Below are 20,261 nucleotides of genomic sequence, written 5' to 3'. Positions count from 1 at the left end.
TCACTGCTTCCGCCTCCTGGCGTAGATCGCCACGGCCGCCACGATGACCACGCCGCGGACCACGTCCTTGAAGAAGGAATTGACCTCAAGCTGGTTGAAGAGGCTGTCGAGCACGGCCAGCAGCAGCACCCCGCCGACCGTGCCGCCGACGCCGCCCCTGCCGCCGGCCAGGGCGGTGCCGCCGAGCACCACGGCCGCGATCGACTCCAGGTCGTAGCCGCCGTCGGTGCCCACCGTCGGCGCGCCCGCCCCGAGCCTGCTGGCCAGCAGCAGTCCCGCGATCCCCGCGCACAGCGAACAGAGGACGTGGGCGACGATCACCACCCGGTCGGTCTTGACGCCGGAGAGCCTGGCCACCTCGACGTCGCCGCCCACGGCGTACACGCGGTAGCCCAGGCGGGTCCTGGCCAGCAGGAACCACACGGCCAGCGCGACCGCGGCCCAGAGGATCGCGGAGACCGGGACCGGGCCGATCCGGTCGTAGCCGAGGTGCTGGAACGACTCCGGCACCTTGCCGGCCGGGCCGTCGTACAGATGGTCGAGCACGCCCTTGATGACCAGGCCGACGCCCAGGGTGGCGATGAAGGCGTGCACTCTCAGCTTCGTGATCACCACGCCGTTGACCAGGCCGACCAGCGCGCTGACCGCGAGCGCCGTCCCGACGGCGGCCGGGACGTTGCCGCTCGCCATGATCTCCGCGGCGACCAGCGAGACGAGGCTGATGAGGTAGGCGACGGACAGGTCCAGCGAACCGGCCAGGATGGCCAGCGTCTGGCCGACGGCGACGATGCCGAGGGCGGCCGAGCGCTGCTGGACGCCGACGACCGTCTCCAGCGACAGCCACTCGGTGCCGGCGAGGATCGTGCCCACGACGACGATCACGCCCAGCGCCAGGAACACCACCTTGGTCGGCGTGAGCACCGCCCACCCACCACCACGCTTCTTGTCACGATCAACGCCGCGGCCCCGGTCGCGATTCAGTCCCCGGCCCCCGCCCGCGCCCTCGCCTCGGCCCCCGCCCCCGCCCTCGCCCGCGTCCTCGCCTCGATCCTGGGTCTGCCCCTGGTCCCGGTTCCGGCCCTGGCCGGGGTCCTCGCCGTGGCCCTGGTTCTGGTCCGGGCCTTGGCCGGGGTCCTTGCCGTGGCCCTGGTTCTGGTCCGGGCCTTGGCCGGGGTCCTTGCCGTGGCCCTGGTTCTGGGTTTTCGCGCTGGTGGGTGCGGGTGTGTTGGGTTGGGTGCCTGTCTCGTGGTCGGTCATGCCGCCTCCTCACCGGCGGCCAGGTGCATGATGGCCTCCTCGGACGATCCGGCGGGCAGGACACCGGCGATCCGGCCGTCCCTGAGCACCACGATCCGGTCGCTCATCCCGATCAGCTCCGGCAGTTCGGACGAGATCATCAGCACCGCCATCCCGTCCCTGGCCAGTTCCCGCACCAGGTCGTGGATGGCCGCCTTGGCCCCCACGTCCACCCCCCGGGTCGGCTCGTCGAAGATCAGCACCTTCGGCGCCACCGTCAGCCACTTGGCCAGCACGACCTTCTGCTGGTTGCCGCCGGACAGGTAGCGGACCTCGCGCTCGGGGTCGGGCGGGGCCAGCCGTACCCGCTGGAGGAGCTCGCGCACCCGGCCCGCGCGCCGCCCGAGCGCGCGGGCGACCAGCAGCGCGTTGTCGCCCGCCGACTGCCGCAGCGCGAGGCCCTCGGCCTTGCGGTCCTCGGTGACCAGCCCGATGCCCGCGGTCACCGCCTCGCGGACGCCGCGCGGACGCAGGGGCGTCATCTTCCCGGTGGTGAACGGCTCGGCCCCGAACAGCGCCTTGGCCAGTTCGGTGCGCCCCGAGCCCTGCAGCCCGGCGACGCCGGTGATCTCGCCCGCGCGCAGCGAGAGGGAGATGTCGCGCAGTCTGGCGTTGCCGCCGCCGGTGACCTCCAGCAGGACCTCGCCGAGTTCGCCGGGCCGCGCCCTGGGCGGGTAGTAGTCGCTGAGCTCGCGCCCGACCATGAGGCTGACCAGCAGGCCCTGGTTCACCTCGGTGATGGGCAGCGTGTCCACCCTGGCGCCGTCCTTGAGCACGGTGACGCGCTGGGCCAGGTCGAAGACCTCGCGCAGGCGGTGGGAGATGTACAGGACGGCGATGCCGCGGGCCTGGAGGCGGCGCACGAGCGTGTAGAGCAGATCGACCTCGTGCTCGGCGAGCGAGGCGGTGGGCTCGTCCATGACGACGATGCGCGCCTCCAGGGAGAGCGCCTTGACGATCTCGACCACCTGCTGCTGGGCGACGCTGAGGCGGCCGACCTGGTCGCGGGGGCCGAAGGAGGTCTCGCCGAGCTCGGCGAGTAATCGGCCGGTCTCGCGTTCCATGGCGGCGCGGTCCACCAGGCCGCGCCGTACGGGCTCGCGCCCGAGGAAGACGTTCTCCGCGACGTTGCGCTGCGGCAGGAGGTTGAACTCCTGGTAGATGATCGCCACCCCGGCCCGCTGCGCGTCGCGGGGATGGCCGAAGGAGACCGGGGCGCCGTCGATCGCGATGCCGCCCTCGTCGGGGACGTGCACCCCGGCGAGGATCTTCATCAGCGTGGACTTGCCCGCGCCGTTCTCGCCGACGACGGCGTGCACCTCTCCCGCCTGCGCGTCCAGGTCGACCCCGGACAGCACGCGCACCCCGAGGAAGCTCTTGCCGATGCCTCTCATGCTGAGCACGCAGCCCTCCATGGGGGAGATATGACGATTTACGACATAACTTCGACCTGTTCTGGATGCTAGAGACGGCTTATGTCGATGGTCAAGCAAAAGTCATGACATAATCGCGATATCGTTGACCGGAGGGAGACGCGCGTGACCCAGGAGGCGCCCGGAGCGGGGGAACTTCTCTCGATCCTCAGGGACGGGCAGGCCCGCACGAAGGCCGAGTTGGTGCAGCTCACGGGGCTTGCCAGATCGACGGTCTCCCAGCGCCTCGACGCCCTGCTGAGCAGTCGGTGGGTCGTGCCCGCGCAGGACGCCATCGCCTCCGGCGGGCGTCCGGCGACCGCCTTCTCCTTCAACCGAGCCGCCCGCGTCGTGCTCACCGCCGACCTCGGCGCGACCCACGACCGGCTCGCGGTGACCGACCTCGGCACCACCGTGCTCGCCGAGCGCACCGCCGACGTGCCCATCGAACGCGGGCCGGAGACCACGCTGACCTGGCTGGTGGAGGCGTTCACCGAACTGCTGGCCGAGAGCGGCCACACCCTGGCCGACGTGTGCGGCGTCGGCGTCGGACTGCCCGGCCCGGTCGAGCACGCCTCGGGCCGGCCGGTCAACCCGCCGATCATGCCGGGCTGGGACGGTTTCCCCGTGCCCGAGTGGCTCGGCGAACGGCTCGGCGTACCGGTGCTGGTCGACAACGACGTGAACATCATGGCGCTGGGCGAGCACTGGATCGCCCACCCCGGCACCGACCACCTGATCTTCGTCAAGATCGGCACCGGCATCGGCTGCGGCATCATCTCCGACCGCCGCCTGCACCGTGGCGCCCAGGGCGCGGCGGGCGACATCGGCCACATCCGGGTGCCCAACGGCGAGAACGTCTCCTGCCGCTGCGGCAACACCGGCTGCCTGGAGGCCATCGCGGGCGGCGCCGCGCTGGCCGCCCGCCTGGACGACGCGTCGAGCAACCGCGACGTGGTCGACCTCGTGCGCTCGGGCAACCTTCAGTCGATCCAGCTCGTACGGCAGGCCGGCCGCGAGATCGGCACCGTGCTGGCCTCGATCGTCAACTTCTTCAACCCGGCCACGGTCGTCCTCGGCGGCGCGATCGCGGAGGCGGGCGAGCACGTGCTGGCCGGGGTGCGCGAGGTGGTCTACAGCCGCTCACTGCCGCTGGCGACCCAGCACCTGCGCATCCAGGCCAGCGAACTGGGCGACCGCGCGGGCGTCATCGGCGCCGCGGTCATGGTCGTCGAGCACGTCCTGTCCAGAGTCGACTGACCCGCGCCCGCCGCCCGGCCGGAACCGTGGCGGCGAGCACGGTCTCATCGGCTCAGGCGGTGCCAGCCCAGTCCCATCACGGCCGACACGGCGACGCCCGCGGCGGCGAAGACGGCGATGGTCGGGCCCGGGTCCAGCAGTTGGGCGACGCCGCCCGCGAGCAGGATCGCCAGCCCCTGCGCGGCGAGCAGTCCCGCGGAGGCCAGGCCGACCGCCCCGCCGCGCACGTCGTCCGGCACCGCCCGCACATAGGCGGCGTGCACGCTCACCAGGTACGCCGAGGCCAGCCCGGACAACGCCAGCAGCCCCAGGGCGGGCACGAGGGAGGGGTTCAGCGCGAAGAGCACCAGGGGCGCCCCGCACAGCGCGGGCAGCACGGCGATCAGCCTGGCCTGCACGGACGCGGGAACCCAGCGCACCAGCAGCCACGCCCCGACGGCCCCGCTCAGCGGGTCGGCCGCCATCAGCACCCCGACCACCGCGGGCCCCTCCCCCATCTCCGCCGCGTACGGCGCCGCCAGCGCCTCGGGCACCACGTAGAACCCCCACGCGCTGCCGAGCACGAACAGGGTCCTGAGCCGGCGATCGGCCCAGACCAGTCGCATGGCGGCGAACATGGAGCCCGACGCGGTCCCGGTCTTGCGCACCGACGGCGCCGGGCGCAGCCGCATCCCCACGCCGATCACCAGCGCGGAGACGGCGAAGGTCCCCGCGTCGATCACCAGCGCCGTCTGCGCCGAGGTGGCGGCCACCAGCACGCCGCCCAGGCCGAAGCCGAGCAGTTGCACGCTCTGCTGGGTCATGCTCGTGACCGCCAGGCCCGCCTCGTAGGCGTCGCCTTCGAGCGCGTCCGGCATCGTCGCCAGCCGGGCGGCGTTGAACGGCGCGTTGGCCAGCACGACCAGCACCAGCAGGACGCACAGCACCGGGAACGGCATGCCGGGCAGCGCCATGGCCGCGACCAGGACGGCGCGGACCACGTCGGCCACGACCATGACCGTCCGGCGCGGGAAGCGATCGGCCAGCCCCGACAGCAGCGGACCGCCGACGACCGCCGGAACGTACGTCAGCGAGTAGGTCACCGCCGTCGCCCCCGCGGAACCGGTCCTGTCGAAGACCAGGATCGCCAGCGCGACCCGCGCGAACTGGTCCCCGATCAGCGACAGGGAATGGGCGAACCAGAGGGCCCGGAATTCCGGGACCGAGAACACCCGCAGGACGGCCGTGCCCCGGCGCCGGTCAGCTCGCACGGTGTTTCCCGCCCAACCTTTCTCCGGAAAATCAACGGGCCCTGGCATGACACACCGGTCCCGAATTCCTGTCGAGACCGGCGGAAAAGCCATTCACCATTCAGTAGTCCCTGCCACGACGCATCGCGAGCACCTCCCTTTTCCGGTAGACCGCATTTCCGATCGTAGCCAGACAGGCGCGGGGCCCGGCGGGTCAATGCCCGGCGAAAACTTCGGAATCCGTCGAACCGTCCGCTCTGCGGGGCGCGCCGGGCACACCCGGGGTCCGGTCGCGTGCGCTCTGACGAGCATTCATGCAGGAGTCGATATGGCTTTCTTCTCGTTACCACTATTAGACGGCCGCCGGTCACTTCTGCTTTGCTCCTGACCTGTGGCAGACGCCCGGTTGCCGAGGGCCCTGCGCGAGCGCGTCCCGATGCCGTCCGCGCTCGACGGTGGCGCCCCGGAGCTCGGTGACCTGGACGAGCCGGGGGATGGAGTGGGATGCGGACGAGTCTGGTAGTCGGGCGGCTGGAGCGGGTGCCGGTGTCGGTGACGTTGTCGCCCGGCCTGACGATGCTGGCGTTGATCACTGACGCGCTGTCCGGCCGGGCCAGGGGCGCTCCCGAGCCGTGGCGGCAACTGGTCCGCTCGGCGGCCGGCGCCCAGGACGCGATGGTGGTCAGGTCGCTGGCCTCCCCCGGCTTCAGCGTCCTGCCCGACGTGGTGCTGCCGGGCGAGTTCACGCGCGACCTGGAGGTCCCCGAGCAGGTGGAGATGCTCCGCGACCTGCCGCCCGACCTGCTGCTGAGCGAGCTGGAGGCGATCAGCGGCGGGCCACCGGCGCCGCACTGGCGGGGCGCGGTGGACAACCCCCGGCGGTGGCTGGGCGGCTACGCCGACCTGCTGCAGGCGGCCTGGTCGGCGATGAGCCCGCTGTGGCGGCGGATGCTGCCGGTCATGGAGCGCGAGGTGGAGCGGGTTGCGGTGGCCGCCGCCCGCCGCTGCCTGGACGTGGTGCTGGACGACCTGCACGTGGGCTGCCGCTACCAGGAGGACGTGCTCAGCTTCCCCGACGTCGAGCCGGAGACCTTCACGATCGGCTCGCGGTCGCTGGTGCTGATGCCGATGCTGGCCGGGCAGAACGCCCTGATCGCCCGCCTGGACGGGCCGGGCGCGGTGTGGATCGGCTACCCGCTGCCCGGCCTGACCGCCGCCCCCGCGCCGGAACGGCAGCGGCCAGACCTGCTGCGGTGCTTCATGGGCGAGGCCCGCGCGGCCATCCTGACCTGCCTCGACCGGCCGCTGACCATGGGCGCGCTGGGCCGGCGCGTCCAGCACGCGCCGAACATGGTCTCCTACCACTGCGACCGGCTCGAGTCGGCCGGGCTCATCACCCGCGTCCGGCAGGGCCGCGAGATCTACGTGCGGCGCACCGCGCGCGCCCAGGTCCTGATCGACCTGTTCAGCACCTGATCGGCGGCGCTAGCCCTTGACGTAGCCGAGCTTGAAGTCGCTCTTCACCGGGTTGGAGCCGGTGCTCTCGCACGTGGACTTCAGCGAGAAGAAGTGGCTCTGCGCCTTCGCCCAGTGGCAGCGGTAGATCGGGCGGGTGAAACCGGGCACCGGGCTGCTGTAGAGATAACCCTCGACCCGCAGGAACGCGTTCTTGCTGCCCTCGCAGGACTGGTTCAGGCTCAGGAACTGGTCGAGCGGCGCGTGCCCCGCCATGCAGCCGTAGAGCGGGACCGCGCCCGGCTCCTGCTTGGCCAGGATCGCCACCTTGAGTTCGCTCTCGTAATTGCCGCCGGGGGCCGATCCGGTGGTGCTCCAGTGCTTCGCGCCGCTGTAGTAACGGGTCAGCGTGAGCAGCCCCGGAGTGGAGGACGCGGACGCCGCCACCGTCCCTCCCGCCATGAGCGCGATGCCCGCCGTACCGGCGGCCAGAAGGGAAAGTGCGGTGCTGCGAATGGTCATATCCATATCCCTCGAAAGTTCGTCAACGACGGCGCCGACATTAGCGAGAGATGCCGGAATGAATGGCCGACTTCCAGGAAAACCGAAACGATGGGTCAGTTCTCCGGCGATTCGAGAAAGGCGGTGACCGCCTCGACGTACCGGCGGGGTTCGTACATGTGGATCACGTGGTTGGCGTGGATCCTGCGGTAGTGGCTGTGCGGGACGAGCCGCCTGATCCGGGCCGCGTCGTCGTCGTCCATCGCGCCGATCAGGCCGTGGCCGGGCAGCCGCCGCCAGTCGCCGTGGAGCACCAGCATGGGGCACGACACGCGGGTGAGCGCCTCGGCGTGGTCGAGACCGTCGTAGAACCGGCCGTCGACGAAGGCCCGGGCGAAGTCCGGGTCGTACATGGACAGGCACTTGAGCAGCAGGCGGAGCCTGCGGGGGAAGTAGGGGATGTCCACCGGGCGGCCGGGGTGGCGGGCCTGGAACGCCTTGATGCGGCGCGACAGGTAGGAGATGAACCAGTCCGGTACGCGCTTCTCCCGGGTTTGCGAGACCGGGAGCGTCAGGCCGCGGAAGTACTCGGCGAGGTCCCGGTGGGCGGGGTCGCCGAGCACGTCCGCCACGTGCTTCAGCCCGCCGTACACGTAACGGTCGCGGTCCCGGAAGCGGGGCAGCTCCGCGGAGAAGACCGGGGCGTCCTCCAGGATCACCCCGGCGACCTGGGCGGGCAGGTTGGCCGCGCACCACAGGGCGACGAGCCCGCCGGAGGAGTTGCCGGCGACGACGGCGGGCTCGCGGACGACCTCGGACAGGAACGCGGTCATGTCCGCGCCGAGGTGACGCCAGGAGTACGCGCCGGGGGTCCAGCTCGACTTGCCGTGGCCGCGCAGGTCGAGCGCGTAGACCCGCGAGCGGCGCGACAGCGGGGCCAGGACCCGCTGGTAGCTCTCCCAGATGCCCATCTGCGCGGGGAGCAGGACCAGCGGCGGCCCGTTGTCCGGGCCGGCCACGTAGTTGATCCGCACGCCGCCGGCGTCGAAGTGGTGTTCGCGGAAACCGGGCACCTTGACCTCGGTCGTACCGGATAAATCCTGATACGGGTTCATGAGCGCCCCTTCTCCGGCAGATCAGCTGAGACGAGGTCGATCAGCTCGGTCAGGGCCTCGGCCAGCGCGGCGCGGCCCCGCACGCTCATCCGGCCGAGGACCGCCGCGAACCGGTCGGCCGAGCGCCGGTCCACGGCGGTCAGCATCTGTTCCGCCTCGCCGGTGAGCCGCAGCCGGATACGGCGGCGATCGTCCTGGTCGCTCACCCGGTCCAGCAGCCCGGCGCGGACCAGCCGGTTCACCAGGGCGGAGGTGGCCGCGAGCCGCCGTCCGAGCGTCTCGGCCAGCTCCGACACCGTGCAGCCGTCCCGGCGGCGGACCGCGAACAGCACGCGGAGCTGGGGCAGCGTGAGGTCGAGGTCCAGCCACGCGTCGGAGCGCTGCAGGGCCAGCGTCCGCAGCCGGGACGCGAGCCGCTCGACGTCAGGAGTACTTGCCATGATGTAGATAGTCTACATGGCGTTGACTATTTACGGCCGCAGGTGCTCGACCGTCACGCGGTGCCGCTCGGCCAGCCGCCGCGCGATCAGCGAACGGTGACACGCCTCGGCGTCGCGCTCCACGCAGAGCAGCGCCGCGCTCCCGCTGCCCGGCAGCTCCGCCACGATCGGCACGAGGTCGGCGTGATCGAGGATCTCGCCGGTGTAGCGGCGGGTGTACTCCGGGGCGAGCTCGCGGCGCGAGCGCTTGCCGACACCCTGACGCGCGTCCTCGGCGTACTGCAGGTGGCGCAGTTCGGTGGTGGGCGCCAGCTCGCGGTGGTGCTCGTAGGCGATCCGGGCGTCGGCCAGGGCGGCCTGCAGCCGGCGCGCGTTCGCCCAGGCGTACTCGGGGCCGCGGACGCCACGGCGCTGGCGCACGTCGAGCAGCACGCGCACGTCCGCCTGCCGCAGCGCTCGCAGGAAGGTCTCGGCGTCGAAGCCGTAGACGCCGATCGTCACCATTCCGCGCACCGGAGATCCCCCTTTCCCCTGTTCGTGCCGCCTCCGGCAGGGCTGCCGGAGGCGGCGGGCCGCCTCACGCGACCGCGGTGCCCTCCAGCTCGACCATCAGGCCGGGGATCGCCAGCCGCGTCACCCCGAGCATCGTGGTGGTCGGGGCCACCCCGGCGGCGCCCAGCCGTCCCGCCAGCACGCCGTAGTGCTGGAAGAGCAGGTCCACGTCGGTGGTGTAGACGTTGAGGCGGACGAGGTTCGCCAGGGACATGCCGGCCTCGCCGAGCACGGCCTCCAGGTTGCCGAGGCTCAGCGCCAGTTGCGCCGCCATGTCGTCGTCGTGCTGGGGCTTGCCGTCGCCGCTCATCGCGGTCTGCCCGGATATGTACAGGGTCCTGGCCTGCCCTGACACCACCTCGCCCTGGTTGTAGCCCAGCTCCACCGACCACGGCCACGGGTTGACGGCCGTTCTCTCTATTGCCACGTTCACTCCGTTTCGATATGTCTTTGCCTCGCGTCGACCAGCCTGCCAACCAATCACGACAACCTGTGTCGTGTATTTGGATAAAGTTCGCGCATGCGCGCCGACCGGTTGGTCTCGCTGGTCCTGCTGCTGCGGCGGCACGGCCGGCTGTCGGCGTCCGCGCTGGCCCGCGAGCTGGAGGTGTCCACCCGGACCGTGCTGCGCGACATCGAGGCGCTGTCCGCGGCGGGTGTCCCGGTCTACGCCGAGCGCGGGCGGCTCGGCGGGTTCGCGTTGCTGCCGGGCTTCCGCACCGAACTCACCGGGCTGAACCCCGACGAGGCCCTCGCCCTGCTCGTGGCCGGATCGCGGCGCGGCGGGCAGGCGTTCGGCCTCGGCTCCGCGCTCGCGTCGGCGATGCTCAAGGTGGTCGACGCGCTGCCGGAGAGCTACCGGGAGACCGCGGCGGGCGCGGCCGAGCGCCTGCTCATCGACCCCGAGACCGACCTCTTGTCCCGCCGGCTGGCCGCCGAGGAGGTGCCCGACGCCATCGCCTCCGAGGTCCTGCGCGCGGTGTTCGCGGGACACAGACTGCGCATCCAGTACGCCGCCGCGGGCCGGCCGCCGGAATGGCGGACCGTGGACCCGATCGGCCTGGTCACCATCCGCGACCGGGGCTACCTGCTGGCCAAGAGGTCCGGCGAGGACCGTACCTACCGGCTGTCGCGGGTCCTGGCCGCCGAGGAGCTCGACGAGCCCGCGCAGCGACCGGACCGCGTCGACCTGGACCGGGCCTGGCAGGAACGCAGCACGCGTTTCCGGGCCGGCGGCGACCAGGTCAGCGTGGTGGTCCGCATGAACCCGGCCCGGCGGGAGGAGCTTCTGGGCACGGCGCTGGCCGTACACGCTGAGGAGACGGAAGCGGACGGGTGGCTGCGGATGGAGGTCGGCTTCCAGGACGCCCGGCACGCCGAGTGGGCGCTGTGGCAGCTCAGCACGAACGCCGAGGCCCTGTCCCCGCAGTGGTTGCGCGAGGCCCTGCACCGGCGGGCCGCCGCGGTCGTCACCCGGTACGAAACCTGACCTTTTTCATGATCCCGCTTGTCAGGCGGCTCGTGCGTACAGGCTGACAACACAGAACCGCTACCGGACAGCTTCGTGGTCCGGGACCTTGATTCCGCCGCACCGAGGAATCCGCGAATCAAGGAGTACCGATGAAGCTGCCCTCAAGCGCCGCCGCACTCACGGCGGTCGCCCTGGTCACCCCACTGACCGGGATGTCGGCGGCGCACGCGTCCGGCGTCAGGTCCCTTCCCGCGGTGAACATGGAAGCCACCGTCAAGGCGGCGCAGATCGACCCGCGCCGGGCTGACGACTCGCTGACCCCGGGTGCCAAGGGCAGCGTGCTCCTCGTCGAGCAGGCGCTGCACGATCGGGGGCTGCTCGACGCCAGGTGGGTGGACGGCTACTTCGGCACCACGACGGTCGCCGCCTACGCGGGCTTCCAGCGGTCACTCGGCCTCACCGGTCTGGCCGCCAACGGCCTGCCGGGCAGGGCCTCGCTGGCCAAGCTCGGGGCCGGCCGCTTCAGGGTGACCGCCGTCATCACCCCCGGGGCCCGCGTGTCCGTGGACGGCTTCGCCGTCAACACGCGTACGCGGGACATGCTGGCCGAGGCCGAGCGGCTGACCCGGCGGGACCTCAAGCTCGACCAGGGCTCGTACAACCCCGGCGGCGACCCGACCTCCGCCGGCACCCACGACGGCGGCGGCGTCCTCGACATCTCGGTCAAGGGGATGAACACCGCCACCAGAACGGCGGTCGTGCGCGGGTTGCGGCGGGTCGGTTTCGCCGCGTGGGTGCGCGACCCCCGGCAGGACGACTGGCCGTGGCACATCCACGCCGTCGCCATCAGTGACACCGATCTCTCCGGCCAGGCCCAGCACCAGGCCGGCGACTACTACCTCGGTCTGAACGGCCTCGCCGGCCGCGGCCAGGACGACGGGCCGAAGGTGACCATCCGCACCTGGGAGGAGTACCAGCGCCGCTGACTCCCCCGAACGACCATCACCGCAGACAGGAGAACGACCATGACCACGCTCACCAGGATCCTCACCGCGATGGCGCTCGGCGGGACGGTGCTCGCCGCCGCCGGCCCCGCCTCGGCCACCAACCGCAACGGCGTCTGCGAACCCGGCGAGTTCTGCTACTACTTCAACAGCAACAACCAGGGATCGGTCTCCGACTTCACCGGCTCGGTCGGCGACTACGCCACCAAGCAGCCCTCCTGCTACGACTTCAAGGGGCTGGGCAACGGCAAGGGCAAGTGCATCAAGAACTCCGCCGCCTCCGTCTGGAACCGCAGCGCCAAGACCGTCCGCGTCTTCTTCAACAGCGGCCACACCGGCACGTACCAGGACTTCGCCGCCGGGGCGAGGGGCAACCTGAACCCCACCCTGAAGAACCAGAACGCCTCCCACCTGTTCGGCCCGTCGTCGTCGGCGCCGCGCGGCGCGATGTCCTACTCGCTGTACGCGGCGAGGGGCCGGATCTCCGCCGGATTCGACGGCTACCGCAACACGCCCGGCCGCCACGAGGGCATCGACATCGTCAGGAGCGTGGACGCGAACGTTCGTTCCCTGGTGTCAGGCCAGGTCATCAACGTCGTACGCGGCAAGCCCGGCGGCCGGGGCCTGTCCACGATCGCCATCTACCTGCCCTCGCTGAACAAGACGGTGATCTACCTGCACTCCGCTCCGCTGGCGTCGTTGCGCGTGGGCCAGCAGGTCAGGCGCGGCCAGATCATCGCCAAGGAGTCGTGGCACGGGGTGTCGAGCAAGCGGGCCGCGCACACCCACGTGGAGATGCGCCCCGGACGCCACCTGCGCGCGGCCAAGAGCGTCGGCGACCCGCATCTGCAGAACCCGAACCCGACCTCGTTCTGGAACTCCCAGGGCTACAGCATCCGATAACCATGAGGAGAACGACTGTGCTCTCACGAACGGTACGGCTGATCTCCGCGATGGCGCTCGGCGGCACGGTGCTCGCCACCGCCGGCCCCGCCTCGGCCACCAACCGCAACGGCGTCTGCGAACCCGGCGAGTTCTGCTACTACTTCAACAGCAACAACAAAGGCTCCGTCTCCGACTTCACCGGCTCGGTCGGCGACTACGCGACGAAACAGCCCTCCTGCTACGACTTCAAGGGACCGGGCAACGGCAAGGGCAAGTGCATCAAGAACTCCGCCGCCTCCGTCTGGAACCGCAGCGCCAAGACCGTCCGCGTCTTCTTCAACAGCGGCCACACCGGCGCCCACCAGGACTTCGCCGCCGGCGCGCGCGGCAACCTGAACCCGACCCTGAAGAACCAGAACGCCTCCCACCTGTTCCTGACCTCCGGTCCGCCGACCGGCTGCAAGAGCGACGGAACCGACACCAGGCCGCCCACGACGATCCTCGTGTACCGCAAGTCCCTGAACCGGGTCGAGCGGGTGGACTTCAGGACGTACGTCAAGAACGTCCTGCCCAACGAGTGGGTGTCGAGCTGGCCCCGGGAGTCCCTCAGGGCGGGGGCGCTGGCCGTCAAGAACTTCGGCTGGTACTGGGCGATGCGGTCGAACCGCAAGACGCCGGGCGGCCAGTGCTTCGACGTCTACGACCACACGTCGAGCCAGGTCTACAAGCCCGGCTCGGCCAAGCCGTCGACCAGCGCCGCGGTGGACGCGACCTGGGGCCTGCGGCTGACCCGCGGCGGGAAGATCTTCAAGGCCCAGTACTGCTCGACGACGACGGCGTGCGGCAACTGGGTCACCGGTGACTGGATGTCGCAGCGGGGCTCACGCGACAAGGCCCGAGCGGGCTGGAGCTACGCCAGGATCCTCCGGAGCTACTACACGGGGATCGCCATCGGCCGCTGAAGCCCCCTACGGTTCCCCGCCCGCGCACCCGCGCGGCGGGGAACTAGCGTCTGTTGACGATGATCTGGAAGGTGACCGGCCTGCTGCCGGGGAACACGACCTTCCCGGATTTGTCCACCATCTTGAACCGCGCGTAGCACAGGCCCGGCTTGCTGGGTGTCGTGACATCGGTCCCGATGTCGACCATCTGGCCGGGCCGCGTGTCCTTGATCGGCACGCTGGAGACGGTCCGGCAGTGGTCGGCCTGCTGCGCGGGGTCGAGGCGGCGCAGCGAGTACCCCTTCCACACCACGCTCCCGGCGTTCTTGAGCCGCCACACCTTGGCCAGGGTCTCCTCGGGGCCGACGTGCATGCAGTCGGGCAGCGTGACGTCCGCGACGAACACGGCCGCGTCGCCCTTGTATAAGGGCGGAGCCGGAGGCGGATTGCCCGACCGCACCGGACAACCGGCCGAGGACAGCGCGATCGACGGATCGGGCACCGGCGTCAGCGGTCCCTCGGGTGTGGATTCGCGGTTGAAGACCACGACGACCAGCACCACCGCCCCCAGGACGACGGCCGTCGCCCCCGCGACCACGGCAGGATGGAGCCACCGCGCGCGAGGCGAGGGCCGGACGTCCTGCGCGGCCCAGGCCGCTCGCACGTCGGCCGGTCGCACGTCGGCCGGTCGCACGTCGTCGGCGACGACCACAGGAAGCTCGGCGGTGCCGCCCACCGACTTGACCGCGAGGTTCGCCGCATCCCAGCGTTCCCGGTACGCGGCCGGGTCCGCGCCACAAGCCTTGACGAACTCGACGGTCGTCTCCCAGCTGGGCAGCCGGTTGCCCTTGACGGCCTCGTGCAACGTCGTGTGGGAGATCGCCCCGGACCGGCCGGACATTTCCCGAAAAGGTGGGTTGCCGACGGAATCGCGCAGTTCCCGCAGGGCCGCCGCGAAGTCCTCGATCGCCTCCGCCCGTGCACGCCTGTCGTCCACCGTGCGAAGCTAACAGCCCCCATACCCTCCCCTCAACCCAAACCGTTGACACGCGTCCTGCGGCCCCAACGGACTTCACCGCGTGGAACAGGTTCTGGCACCAGTCCCCCCGGAGAAGCCATTCCGTGCGGGAAAACCTCGCTTCGCGCCTCGTTCCGCGTCGCCGGCTTCCGCTGACGGCTAGTCGACCAAGGAGCGGACGCCGGGGTGGGGGCGGCGGCGCGGGGGCAGGCCGCCGCGGTCGGGGCGGTACTCGAAGTGCCACCACTCGTTGTCGTAGATGCGGTAGAGGTCGTAGCGGGCGCCGTGCTCCTCCAGCCAGCGCGCCCCCTCGTGCGGGCGCACGTCCAGCGCGAGACCCTTGACGTGGTTCGACTCCGCCGGGGGCAACACGAGCATCCGCGCGAAGATCGGTGAGCCGGAGCGGCGTACCTCCTCGTCGAACATCCGCTGCTGGACGGCGGGGTCGCGGTAGCCGGAGGTGAGGCCGATGAGCTGGCCGTGCCGCCAGAGCGCCTCGGTGCGCGCCGCGGAGAACGCCGCCAGCGCGCCCTCGGTCAGGCCGGTGAGGTCCTCGGCCGGGAAGCGCAGTCCCAGCGCCCAGCGGCAGGCCGTCTCGCGGCCTCGGCCGGGGCGGCGGACACACGCCACGGGCAGCAGGAGCACCGCGAGTACCAGCGTGACCGCGGCGAACACCCGGTCTCTGAGCCGGGGTGGGAGTGTGCGTGGTTCGCTCATGCGGACTACGATTGGCGGCGAATGTGCGTGAGTTGTCTGCCGTATGTCTCGGTTTCTCGACGACGGCCACCCCCTGAGCGACCGTGACACAACCATGACACGGCGCGGACGAGACGGGGATGCGGCCGGCCGACAGTGGATGGGTTGGCCTGCGGAAGAGGTACGGAGCGTGCTGTGAAACTCGGCGGCGTGTCGCGAGTGTTGCTGATCGAGGACGACCCCGCCGTGCGGGAGGGCCTGGAGCTTGCCCTGACCCGGCACGGGCATCGGGTGGGGGCGGTGGAGTCCGGAGAGCAGGGGCTTGACCGGCTCCGCACCGACCTGCCGGACGTGGTGGTGCTCGATCTGATGTTGCCGGGGATGGACGGGTTCGAGGTCTGCCGCCGCATCCGTGCGTTCCGGGAGATTCCGATCATCATGCTGACCGCGCGCGGCGACGACATGGACGTGGTGGCCGGACTGGAGGCGGGCGCCGACGACTACGTGGTCAAGCCCGTGCAGCCCAGGGTGCTGGAGGCCCGCATCCGCGCGGTGCTGCGGCGGATCGGCCGCGACCAGGCGGAGCTGGAGCGGCACGGCGACCTGACCATCGACCGGGCCGGGCTGGTGGTCTCCCACCGCGGCGAGCCGGTCAGCCTCACGCCGACCGAGCTGCGCCTGCTGCTCGAACTGTCCGGCACGCCCGGCCGGGTGCACAGCCGCCAGCAGTTGCTGGAGTCGGTGTGGGAGCACGGCTACTTCGGCGACTCGCGTCTCGTGGACGCGTGCGTGCAGCGGTTGCGGGCGAAGATCGAGGACGATTCCGCGGCGCCCGTCTACGTGCAGACGGTACGCGGCTTCGGATATCGCTTCGGGCCGGTTTGAGCGGCTCGTGACGCCTCGGCCGAGCCTGGGACTGCGTGCCCGGCTGCTGTTCGCGTTCGCCCTGCTGTGCGTGGTCACGGCGGTGGCGGTGGCCGGCGGGATCTACGTCCAGGCCCGCAACGCCATCCTGCAGCGGACCCAGGACGCCGCGATGCAGGCGATGACCAGCCGCCTCCAGGCGCTCTACCCGCTGCGCAACCCGGCGCCGGACGAACAGGAGCTCCAGGAGATCGCCCGTGCCGTGGGCGAGGAGGAGAGCGTGGTCGCCGTCTACGAGGAGGCGCGCTCGCCCGGTCCGCTGGACCCGTCGATGATTCCGGCGGCGATACGGCGGGCGGTGGCCGAGGGCGACTTCGCCTGGCAGCGCGTGATCCGGCAGGGCAGTCCCTTCCTGGTCATCGGCACGCCGTTGCTGGTCGTCGAGGACGGCGGGGAGACGCGGGCGTCCGGCATCGAGGTCTACAACGTCCGCAGCCTGGCCCCCGAACAGCGCAGCATCGACGACCTGGCCACGCTCGCCTGGCTGACCGGCACGGCCGCCCTGGCCTTCGCGATCGTGCTGGCGTCGCTGGCCATCCGCGGCGTCCTGCGTCCGGTACGCGAGCTCGGCCGGGCCGCCCGCCTGCTCGGCGAGGGCCAGTTGCAGACCAGGATCGAGGTCCGCGGCGCCGACGAGCTGGCCGACGTGGCGCGTACCTTCAACGAGACCGCCGCGGAGCTGGAGCGGCACGTCAGGCAGCTTCGCGAGATGGAGGCCGACGCCCGCAGGTTCGTGGCCGACGTCTCCCACGAGCTGCGCACCCCGCTGGCCGCGCTCACCGCGGTCGCCGACGTCCTGGACGAGGAGGCGGCCGAGCTGCCCGAGCCCGCGGGCAGGGCGGCCAGGCTGGTCAGCCAGGAGACGCTCAACCTCACCGGGCTGGTGAACGACCTCATCGAGATCAGCAGGTTCGACTCCGGCGTCGCTGCCCTGGCGCCCAACGACGTCGACATGGCGGAGCTGGTCCGCGCGACCCTGCGTACCCGGGGCTGGTCGGAGCAGGTGGAGACCGACCTGCCCGCCGGGGTGACGGCGCGGCTCGACCCGCGCCGCGTGGACGTCGTCCTCGCGAACCTGGTCGGCAACGCCCTGCGCCACGGCGAGCCCCCGGTGTCGGTACGCCTCGCCGCCGACCCCCACTGGATCACCCTGGAGGTACGCGACCACGGACCGGGCCTGGACGAGGCGGTGCTGCCGCACGTGTTCGACCGGTTCTTCAAGGCCAGCGCGGCCAGGGCCAGATCCGAGGGCAGCGGGCTCGGCCTCGCCATCGCCATGGAGAACGCCCGCCTGCACCGGGGCGATCTCACCGTCACCAATGCCCGGGACGGCGGCGCCCTGTTCACGCTGCGCCTGCCGCGCGACCTGGACGGAGGCCGGGAATGAGGCTCGCCCGCCGCGCGCTCGCCGCCGCGCTCGTCTCGACGCTCGCCGTCGCCGGCTGCGGCGTGCGGCCCACCGACGTCGTCAGGGACGGCTATCCCCCGAGCGGAGGCGTCGCACCGCGCACGACGAACGCCCTCTACCTGGTCAAGGACGGCCGGCTCATCCGGGTGACGCGGCCCAGGGGCCGGCCGTTGTTCCCCGGCGAGCAGTTGGCGCTGCTGACGGAGGCGCCCAGCCCGAGCGAGCGGGCGCAGGGGCTCACCACCAAGGTCCCGCGCGAAGCGGGCCCGTTCACGCTGACCGTCAAGCCCGGCCGGATGGAGGTGACCCAGTCCGTGCCCGCCAAGGAGCTGTCCACGCTGGCCGTCGACCAGATCGTCTGCACGGTCAGGGCGATGCGGCCGGACGGCCCCCAGCAGGTCACCGTGATGGGCGGCGGGCAGAGCGCCGGCCCGCGCACGTGCAGGAGCCGCGACTGGCCCGGCACCCCTCCCGGCGACGAGCCGGTCCCCTCAGGCGGAGGGTAGCGGGACGGCGTGGTCGAGGTGGAAGGCCAGCCGGACGTTCTCGTTCTGGCCCGGCGCGGGCTGGGTGACGGGCATCGTGACGCGGAGCGTGGCGCCCGCCTCGGTCTCGGCGGTGACGCGGATGTCGGAGGCCACCCTGATCACGTCGAGGGTGCGGGCGGGCACGCCGTACCAGCCCTGGGGTGGTTCCTCGGCGGCGCCGAGGACGCGCAGGCGTTCCGGGCGGATCGCGACGCCCTCGGCGGGCAGGCGCTCGGCGGGCACGGGGAGCGTCACGCCGCCGAGACCGGGCACGACCAGGCCGGCCTCGCCCGTCACGGCGGGCAGGACGTTCGACTCGCCGATGAACCCGGCGACGAAGGCCGTCTCCGGCCGGTCGAAGATGTCGCCGGGGGTGCCCGCCTGCTCGACCCGGCCGCCGCGCAGCACCGCGATCCGGTCCGACAGCGTGGCGGCCTCCTCCTGGTCGTGGGTGACGAAGACGAACGTGGTGCCGCGCTCGCTGTGCAGCGCCCGCAGCTCGCGCTGGAGCTGCCTGCGCAGTTGCAGGTCGAGGGCGGCGAACGGCTCGTCGAGCAGCAGCGCGCGCGGCCGGCACACCAGGGCCCTGGCCAGGGCGACGCGCTGGCGCTGGCCGCCGGACAGCGCGGCGGGACGGCGGTCGCCGAACCCGCTCATGCCGACCAGTTCGAGTGCCTCGCCCGCCAGCGCGTGCCTGGCCCTGCGGTCCATCTTGGTCATCCTCGGCCCGAACGCCACGTTGTCCAGCACGCTCATGTGCGGGAACAGCGCGTAGTCCTGGAAGACCGTGTTCACCGGGCGGCGGTGGGGCGGGGTGGCGGCCACGCTCACCCCGTCGATGAGGATGTCGCCGGCGTCGGGGCCGATGAACCCGGCCAGCAGGTTCAGCACCGTCGTCTTGCCGCAGCCGCTCGGGCCGAGGAGCGTGAGGAACTCCCCTTCCGCGACGGTGAGGTCGACGTCGTCCACGACGAGGTGGCTGTCGTAGCGCTTGCTGACCTTCCGCAGCTCCAGCCGGCCGCCGGCGGTGTCGGTGGTGGTGGTCATCGCGGCACGGTCCTGGTCCATGCGTCCGTCCATTTCGATTTGTTCTGGTTGACCATGTTCCAGTCCACGTAGCGCAGGTCGTCGAGCGAGCCGTCCGGCCCGTACGGCATGCGTGCGCGCACCGATTCCGGGATCACCGCCGTGGTGTTGGCGGGAGCCAGGTAGAGCGTCTTGACCAGTCCCTCCTGCGCCTGTTTACGCGAGGCGAAGTCCAGGAACCTGTAGGCCGCCTCCACGTTGTGCGCCTTGGTGGTGACGTGCCAGCGGCTGTCGGCCGCCAGCGCGCCCTCCTTGGGCGCCACCCACGTGATGGGCAGACCCTGGTCGGCCAGCGGCCAGGCGCCCGAGTTGTAGTGGGCGGCGACGGTGGCCTCGCCGGACTGCAGCAGGTTGCTGGCCGCGCCGGAGGAGTCGAAGAAGGACACCGCGTTCAGGTCCTTCAGTCTGGTCAGGCCCGGCGTGATGTCGGCGCTGCCCTTGGCGTCGGCCTGGCCGGCCGCCAGCAGCGCCAGCGGCAGCCCGCCGGTGGTCGCGGGGGCGGGGATGGCGACCCGGCCGGCGTTCGCGGGCGCCCACAGGTCGTCCCAGGAGGCCGGCGGCGTCTTGACCTTCTCGGTGTTATAGGCCAGCCCCAGCGCCCAGTAGCCCATGGTGAGGGCCCAGACCCCGTCGCCGTCGCGCAGCTTGGCGCGGTCGGCCAGCTCGGGCAGCGCCGGGATCTTGTTCTCGGGCAGGCTGGCCACCAGCTTCTCCGCGCGGGCGGTCTCCGAGATGCCCGAGTCGAGCAGGGCGACGTCGACCGCGTCCGGCGACTGGCGCAGCTTGCCCAGCGTCACGGTCGAGGTGCCGATCTCGGCCTGCACGCGGATGCCGGTCTCCTTCTCGAAGGGGGCGATCACGCTCTGCCTGATGCCCTTCTCCCAAGAGCCGCCGAAGATCGCGACGCGCAGCAGCTTGCCGCCGCCGTGGTCGTCGCCGGACTTGGCCTCGTTCTGCGCCTCGATGACGTTCCCGCACGAGCTCACCAGCAGCGTGGCCGCCGCGAGGGCGGCGAGCGCGTGACGCCTGCGTGCCATCTTC

General features: G+C 71.6%; 21 protein-coding genes. 9 read left to right on the top strand and 12 right to left on the bottom strand.

Features of this window, described 5'->3' with window-relative positions:
- Both ACIBEJ_RS23910 and ACIBEJ_RS23905 read right to left on the bottom strand, forming a co-directional pair.
- Complete coding sequence (locus tag ACIBEJ_RS23910; protein ID WP_397184996.1) at positions 1–1,257, bottom strand: ABC transporter permease; 1,257 nt, start codon at positions 1,255–1,257, stop codon at positions 1–3.
- Positions 1,254–2,690 (bottom strand): sugar ABC transporter ATP-binding protein, encoded by a 1,437-nt coding sequence (locus ACIBEJ_RS23905; RefSeq protein ID WP_397185287.1) that lies wholly within the window; start codon positions 2,688–2,690, stop codon positions 1,254–1,256. Before ACIBEJ_RS23905 ends, ACIBEJ_RS23910 begins: the two co-directional genes overlap by 4 nt.
- A gap of 144 nt (positions 2,691–2,834) precedes the next feature.
- Between ACIBEJ_RS23905 and ACIBEJ_RS23900 the strand changes: the two genes are divergently transcribed.
- Positions 2,835–3,968 (top strand): ROK family protein, encoded by a 1,134-nt coding sequence (locus ACIBEJ_RS23900; RefSeq protein ID WP_397184995.1) that lies wholly within the window; start codon positions 2,835–2,837, stop codon positions 3,966–3,968.
- Between the two features lie 44 nt (positions 3,969–4,012).
- Here ACIBEJ_RS23900 and ACIBEJ_RS23895 read toward each other — a convergent pair whose 3' ends face one another.
- A complete protein-coding gene (locus tag ACIBEJ_RS23895) occupies positions 4,013–5,218 on the bottom strand; it encodes an MFS transporter (RefSeq protein WP_397184994.1) in 1,206 nt (401 codons plus the stop codon).
- Positions 5,219–5,701: 483 nt separating this feature from the next.
- On the opposite strand from ACIBEJ_RS23895, the gene ACIBEJ_RS23890 reads away from it, so the two are divergent.
- Positions 5,702–6,673, top strand: coding sequence for a winged helix-turn-helix domain-containing protein (locus tag ACIBEJ_RS23890; protein WP_397184993.1), 972 nt, complete (start codon positions 5,702–5,704; stop codon positions 6,671–6,673).
- A 9-nt stretch (positions 6,674–6,682) separates the two neighbouring features.
- Here ACIBEJ_RS23890 and ACIBEJ_RS23885 read toward each other — a convergent pair whose 3' ends face one another.
- From ACIBEJ_RS23885 to ACIBEJ_RS23865, 5 genes are all read right to left on the bottom strand, one after another.
- The gene (locus tag ACIBEJ_RS23885) at positions 6,683–7,174 is read right to left on the bottom strand and encodes a hypothetical protein (RefSeq protein ID WP_397184992.1); all 492 of its coding nucleotides are present in this window, start codon (positions 7,172–7,174) and stop codon (positions 6,683–6,685) included.
- A 95-nt stretch (positions 7,175–7,269) separates the two neighbouring features.
- A complete protein-coding gene (locus ACIBEJ_RS23880; RefSeq protein ID WP_397184991.1) occupies positions 7,270–8,268 on the bottom strand; it encodes an alpha/beta fold hydrolase in 999 nt (332 codons plus the stop codon).
- The gene (locus ACIBEJ_RS23875) at positions 8,265–8,708 is read right to left on the bottom strand and encodes a MarR family winged helix-turn-helix transcriptional regulator (protein WP_397184990.1); all 444 of its coding nucleotides are present in this window, start codon (positions 8,706–8,708) and stop codon (positions 8,265–8,267) included. Before ACIBEJ_RS23875 ends, ACIBEJ_RS23880 begins: the two co-directional genes overlap by 4 nt.
- Before the next feature lie 30 nt (positions 8,709–8,738).
- A complete protein-coding gene (locus ACIBEJ_RS23870; RefSeq protein WP_397185286.1) occupies positions 8,739–9,212 on the bottom strand; it encodes a DUF488 family protein in 474 nt (157 codons plus the stop codon).
- A 73-nt stretch (positions 9,213–9,285) separates the two neighbouring features.
- Positions 9,286–9,681, bottom strand: coding sequence for a RidA family protein (locus ACIBEJ_RS23865; RefSeq protein WP_397185285.1), 396 nt, complete (start codon positions 9,679–9,681; stop codon positions 9,286–9,288).
- Positions 9,682–9,780: 99 nt separating this feature from the next.
- On the opposite strand from ACIBEJ_RS23865, the gene ACIBEJ_RS23860 reads away from it, so the two are divergent.
- The 4 genes from ACIBEJ_RS23860 (at position 9,781) to ACIBEJ_RS23845 (ending at position 13,582) form a co-directional block, all read left to right on the top strand.
- The gene (locus ACIBEJ_RS23860) at positions 9,781–10,749 is read left to right on the top strand and encodes a helix-turn-helix transcriptional regulator (RefSeq protein WP_397184989.1); all 969 of its coding nucleotides are present in this window, start codon (positions 9,781–9,783) and stop codon (positions 10,747–10,749) included.
- Positions 10,750–10,880: 131 nt separating this feature from the next.
- A complete protein-coding gene (locus ACIBEJ_RS23855) occupies positions 10,881–11,717 on the top strand; it encodes a peptidoglycan-binding protein (RefSeq protein WP_397184988.1) in 837 nt (278 codons plus the stop codon).
- 39 nt (positions 11,718–11,756) lie between these two features.
- Entirely contained in the window at positions 11,757–12,638 is an 882-nt protein-coding gene (locus tag ACIBEJ_RS23850) for a peptidase inhibitor family I36 protein (protein ID WP_397184987.1), read from the top strand.
- A gap of 17 nt (positions 12,639–12,655) precedes the next feature.
- A complete protein-coding gene (locus ACIBEJ_RS23845; RefSeq protein ID WP_397184986.1) occupies positions 12,656–13,582 on the top strand; it encodes a SpoIID/LytB domain-containing protein in 927 nt (308 codons plus the stop codon).
- 43 nt (positions 13,583–13,625) lie between these two features.
- Here the strand turns inward: ACIBEJ_RS23845 and ACIBEJ_RS23840 are convergent, their stop codons facing one another.
- Together ACIBEJ_RS23840 and vanY-N are read right to left on the bottom strand one after the other, a co-directional pair.
- Positions 13,626–14,558, bottom strand: a complete 933-nt coding sequence (locus ACIBEJ_RS23840; protein ID WP_397184985.1) for an NBR1-Ig-like domain-containing protein — start codon at positions 14,556–14,558, stop codon at positions 13,626–13,628.
- Between the two features lie 180 nt (positions 14,559–14,738).
- Positions 14,739–15,296 carry a D,D-peptidase/D,D-carboxypeptidase VanY-N gene (vanY-N, locus tag ACIBEJ_RS23835; RefSeq protein WP_397184984.1) on the bottom strand — a complete coding sequence of 186 codons (558 nt, stop codon included), beginning with the start codon at positions 15,294–15,296 and terminating at the stop codon, positions 14,739–14,741.
- Between the two features lie 189 nt (positions 15,297–15,485).
- Between vanY-N and ACIBEJ_RS23830 the strand changes: the two genes are divergently transcribed.
- Genes ACIBEJ_RS23830 through ACIBEJ_RS23820 form a run of 3 tightly spaced genes read left to right on the top strand, consistent with a single transcriptional unit; the run spans position 15,486 to position 18,113 of the window.
- Entirely contained in the window at positions 15,486–16,160 is a 675-nt protein-coding gene (locus ACIBEJ_RS23830; RefSeq protein WP_397184983.1) for a response regulator, read from the top strand.
- Between the two features lie 7 nt (positions 16,161–16,167).
- Positions 16,168–17,586 (top strand): ATP-binding protein, encoded by a 1,419-nt coding sequence (locus ACIBEJ_RS23825; protein WP_397184982.1) that lies wholly within the window; start codon positions 16,168–16,170, stop codon positions 17,584–17,586.
- Positions 17,583–18,113, top strand: a complete 531-nt coding sequence (locus ACIBEJ_RS23820; protein WP_397184981.1) for a hypothetical protein — start codon at positions 17,583–17,585, stop codon at positions 18,111–18,113. Before ACIBEJ_RS23825 ends, ACIBEJ_RS23820 begins: the two co-directional genes overlap by 4 nt.
- On the opposite strand, the gene ACIBEJ_RS23815 is transcribed toward ACIBEJ_RS23820, so the two are convergent.
- Together ACIBEJ_RS23815 and ACIBEJ_RS23810 are read right to left on the bottom strand one after the other, a co-directional pair.
- Positions 18,099–19,202 carry an ABC transporter ATP-binding protein gene (locus tag ACIBEJ_RS23815; RefSeq protein ID WP_397184980.1) on the bottom strand — a complete coding sequence of 368 codons (1,104 nt, stop codon included), beginning with the start codon at positions 19,200–19,202 and terminating at the stop codon, positions 18,099–18,101. The genes ACIBEJ_RS23820 and ACIBEJ_RS23815 overlap by 15 nt on opposite strands.
- On the bottom strand, positions 19,178–20,257 hold the full coding sequence (locus tag ACIBEJ_RS23810; RefSeq protein WP_397184979.1) for an ABC transporter substrate-binding protein: 1,080 nt from the start codon (positions 20,255–20,257) through the stop codon (positions 19,178–19,180). The genes ACIBEJ_RS23815 and ACIBEJ_RS23810 overlap by 25 nt, the downstream gene beginning before the upstream one ends.
- Between the last annotated feature and the right edge of the window lie 4 nt (positions 20,258–20,261).

The sequence above is a fragment of the Nonomuraea sp. NPDC050790 genome (genome assembly GCF_044456745.1).
GTDB lineage: Bacteria > Actinomycetota > Actinomycetes > Streptosporangiales > Streptosporangiaceae > Nonomuraea.
Note: the sequence above shows the minus strand (reverse complement) of the source record. Positions and strands in the feature narration are given on the sequence as shown.

Coding starts and splice junctions, on each gene's coding strand:
- ACIBEJ_RS23870 (WP_397185286.1), bottom strand. CDS start 9,212: ATGGTGACGATCGGCGTCTACGGCTTCGACGCCGAGACCTTCCTGCGA.
- ACIBEJ_RS23875 (WP_397184990.1), bottom strand. CDS start 8,708: ATGGCAAGTACTCCTGACGTCGAGCGGCTCGCGTCCCGGCTGCGGACG.
- ACIBEJ_RS23860 (WP_397184989.1), top strand. CDS start 9,781: ATGCGCGCCGACCGGTTGGTCTCGCTGGTCCTGCTGCTGCGGCGGCAC.
- ACIBEJ_RS23890 (WP_397184993.1), top strand. CDS start 5,702: ATGCGGACGAGTCTGGTAGTCGGGCGGCTGGAGCGGGTGCCGGTGTCG.
- ACIBEJ_RS23910 (WP_397184996.1), bottom strand. CDS start 1,257: ATGACCGACCACGAGACAGGCACCCAACCCAACACACCCGCACCCACC.
- ACIBEJ_RS23850 (WP_397184987.1), top strand. CDS start 11,757: ATGACCACGCTCACCAGGATCCTCACCGCGATGGCGCTCGGCGGGACG.
- ACIBEJ_RS23905 (WP_397185287.1), bottom strand. CDS start 2,690: ATGAGAGGCATCGGCAAGAGCTTCCTCGGGGTGCGCGTGCTGTCCGGG.
- ACIBEJ_RS23855 (WP_397184988.1), top strand. CDS start 10,881: ATGAAGCTGCCCTCAAGCGCCGCCGCACTCACGGCGGTCGCCCTGGTC.
- ACIBEJ_RS23820 (WP_397184981.1), top strand. CDS start 17,583: ATGAGGCTCGCCCGCCGCGCGCTCGCCGCCGCGCTCGTCTCGACGCTC.
- ACIBEJ_RS23815 (WP_397184980.1), bottom strand. CDS start 19,202: ATGGACCAGGACCGTGCCGCGATGACCACCACCACCGACACCGCCGGC.
- vanY-N (WP_397184984.1), bottom strand. CDS start 15,296: ATGAGCGAACCACGCACACTCCCACCCCGGCTCAGAGACCGGGTGTTC.
- ACIBEJ_RS23810 (WP_397184979.1), bottom strand. CDS start 20,257: ATGGCACGCAGGCGTCACGCGCTCGCCGCCCTCGCGGCGGCCACGCTG.
- ACIBEJ_RS23880 (WP_397184991.1), bottom strand. CDS start 8,268: ATGAACCCGTATCAGGATTTATCCGGTACGACCGAGGTCAAGGTGCCC.
- ACIBEJ_RS23885 (WP_397184992.1), bottom strand. CDS start 7,174: ATGACCATTCGCAGCACCGCACTTTCCCTTCTGGCCGCCGGTACGGCG.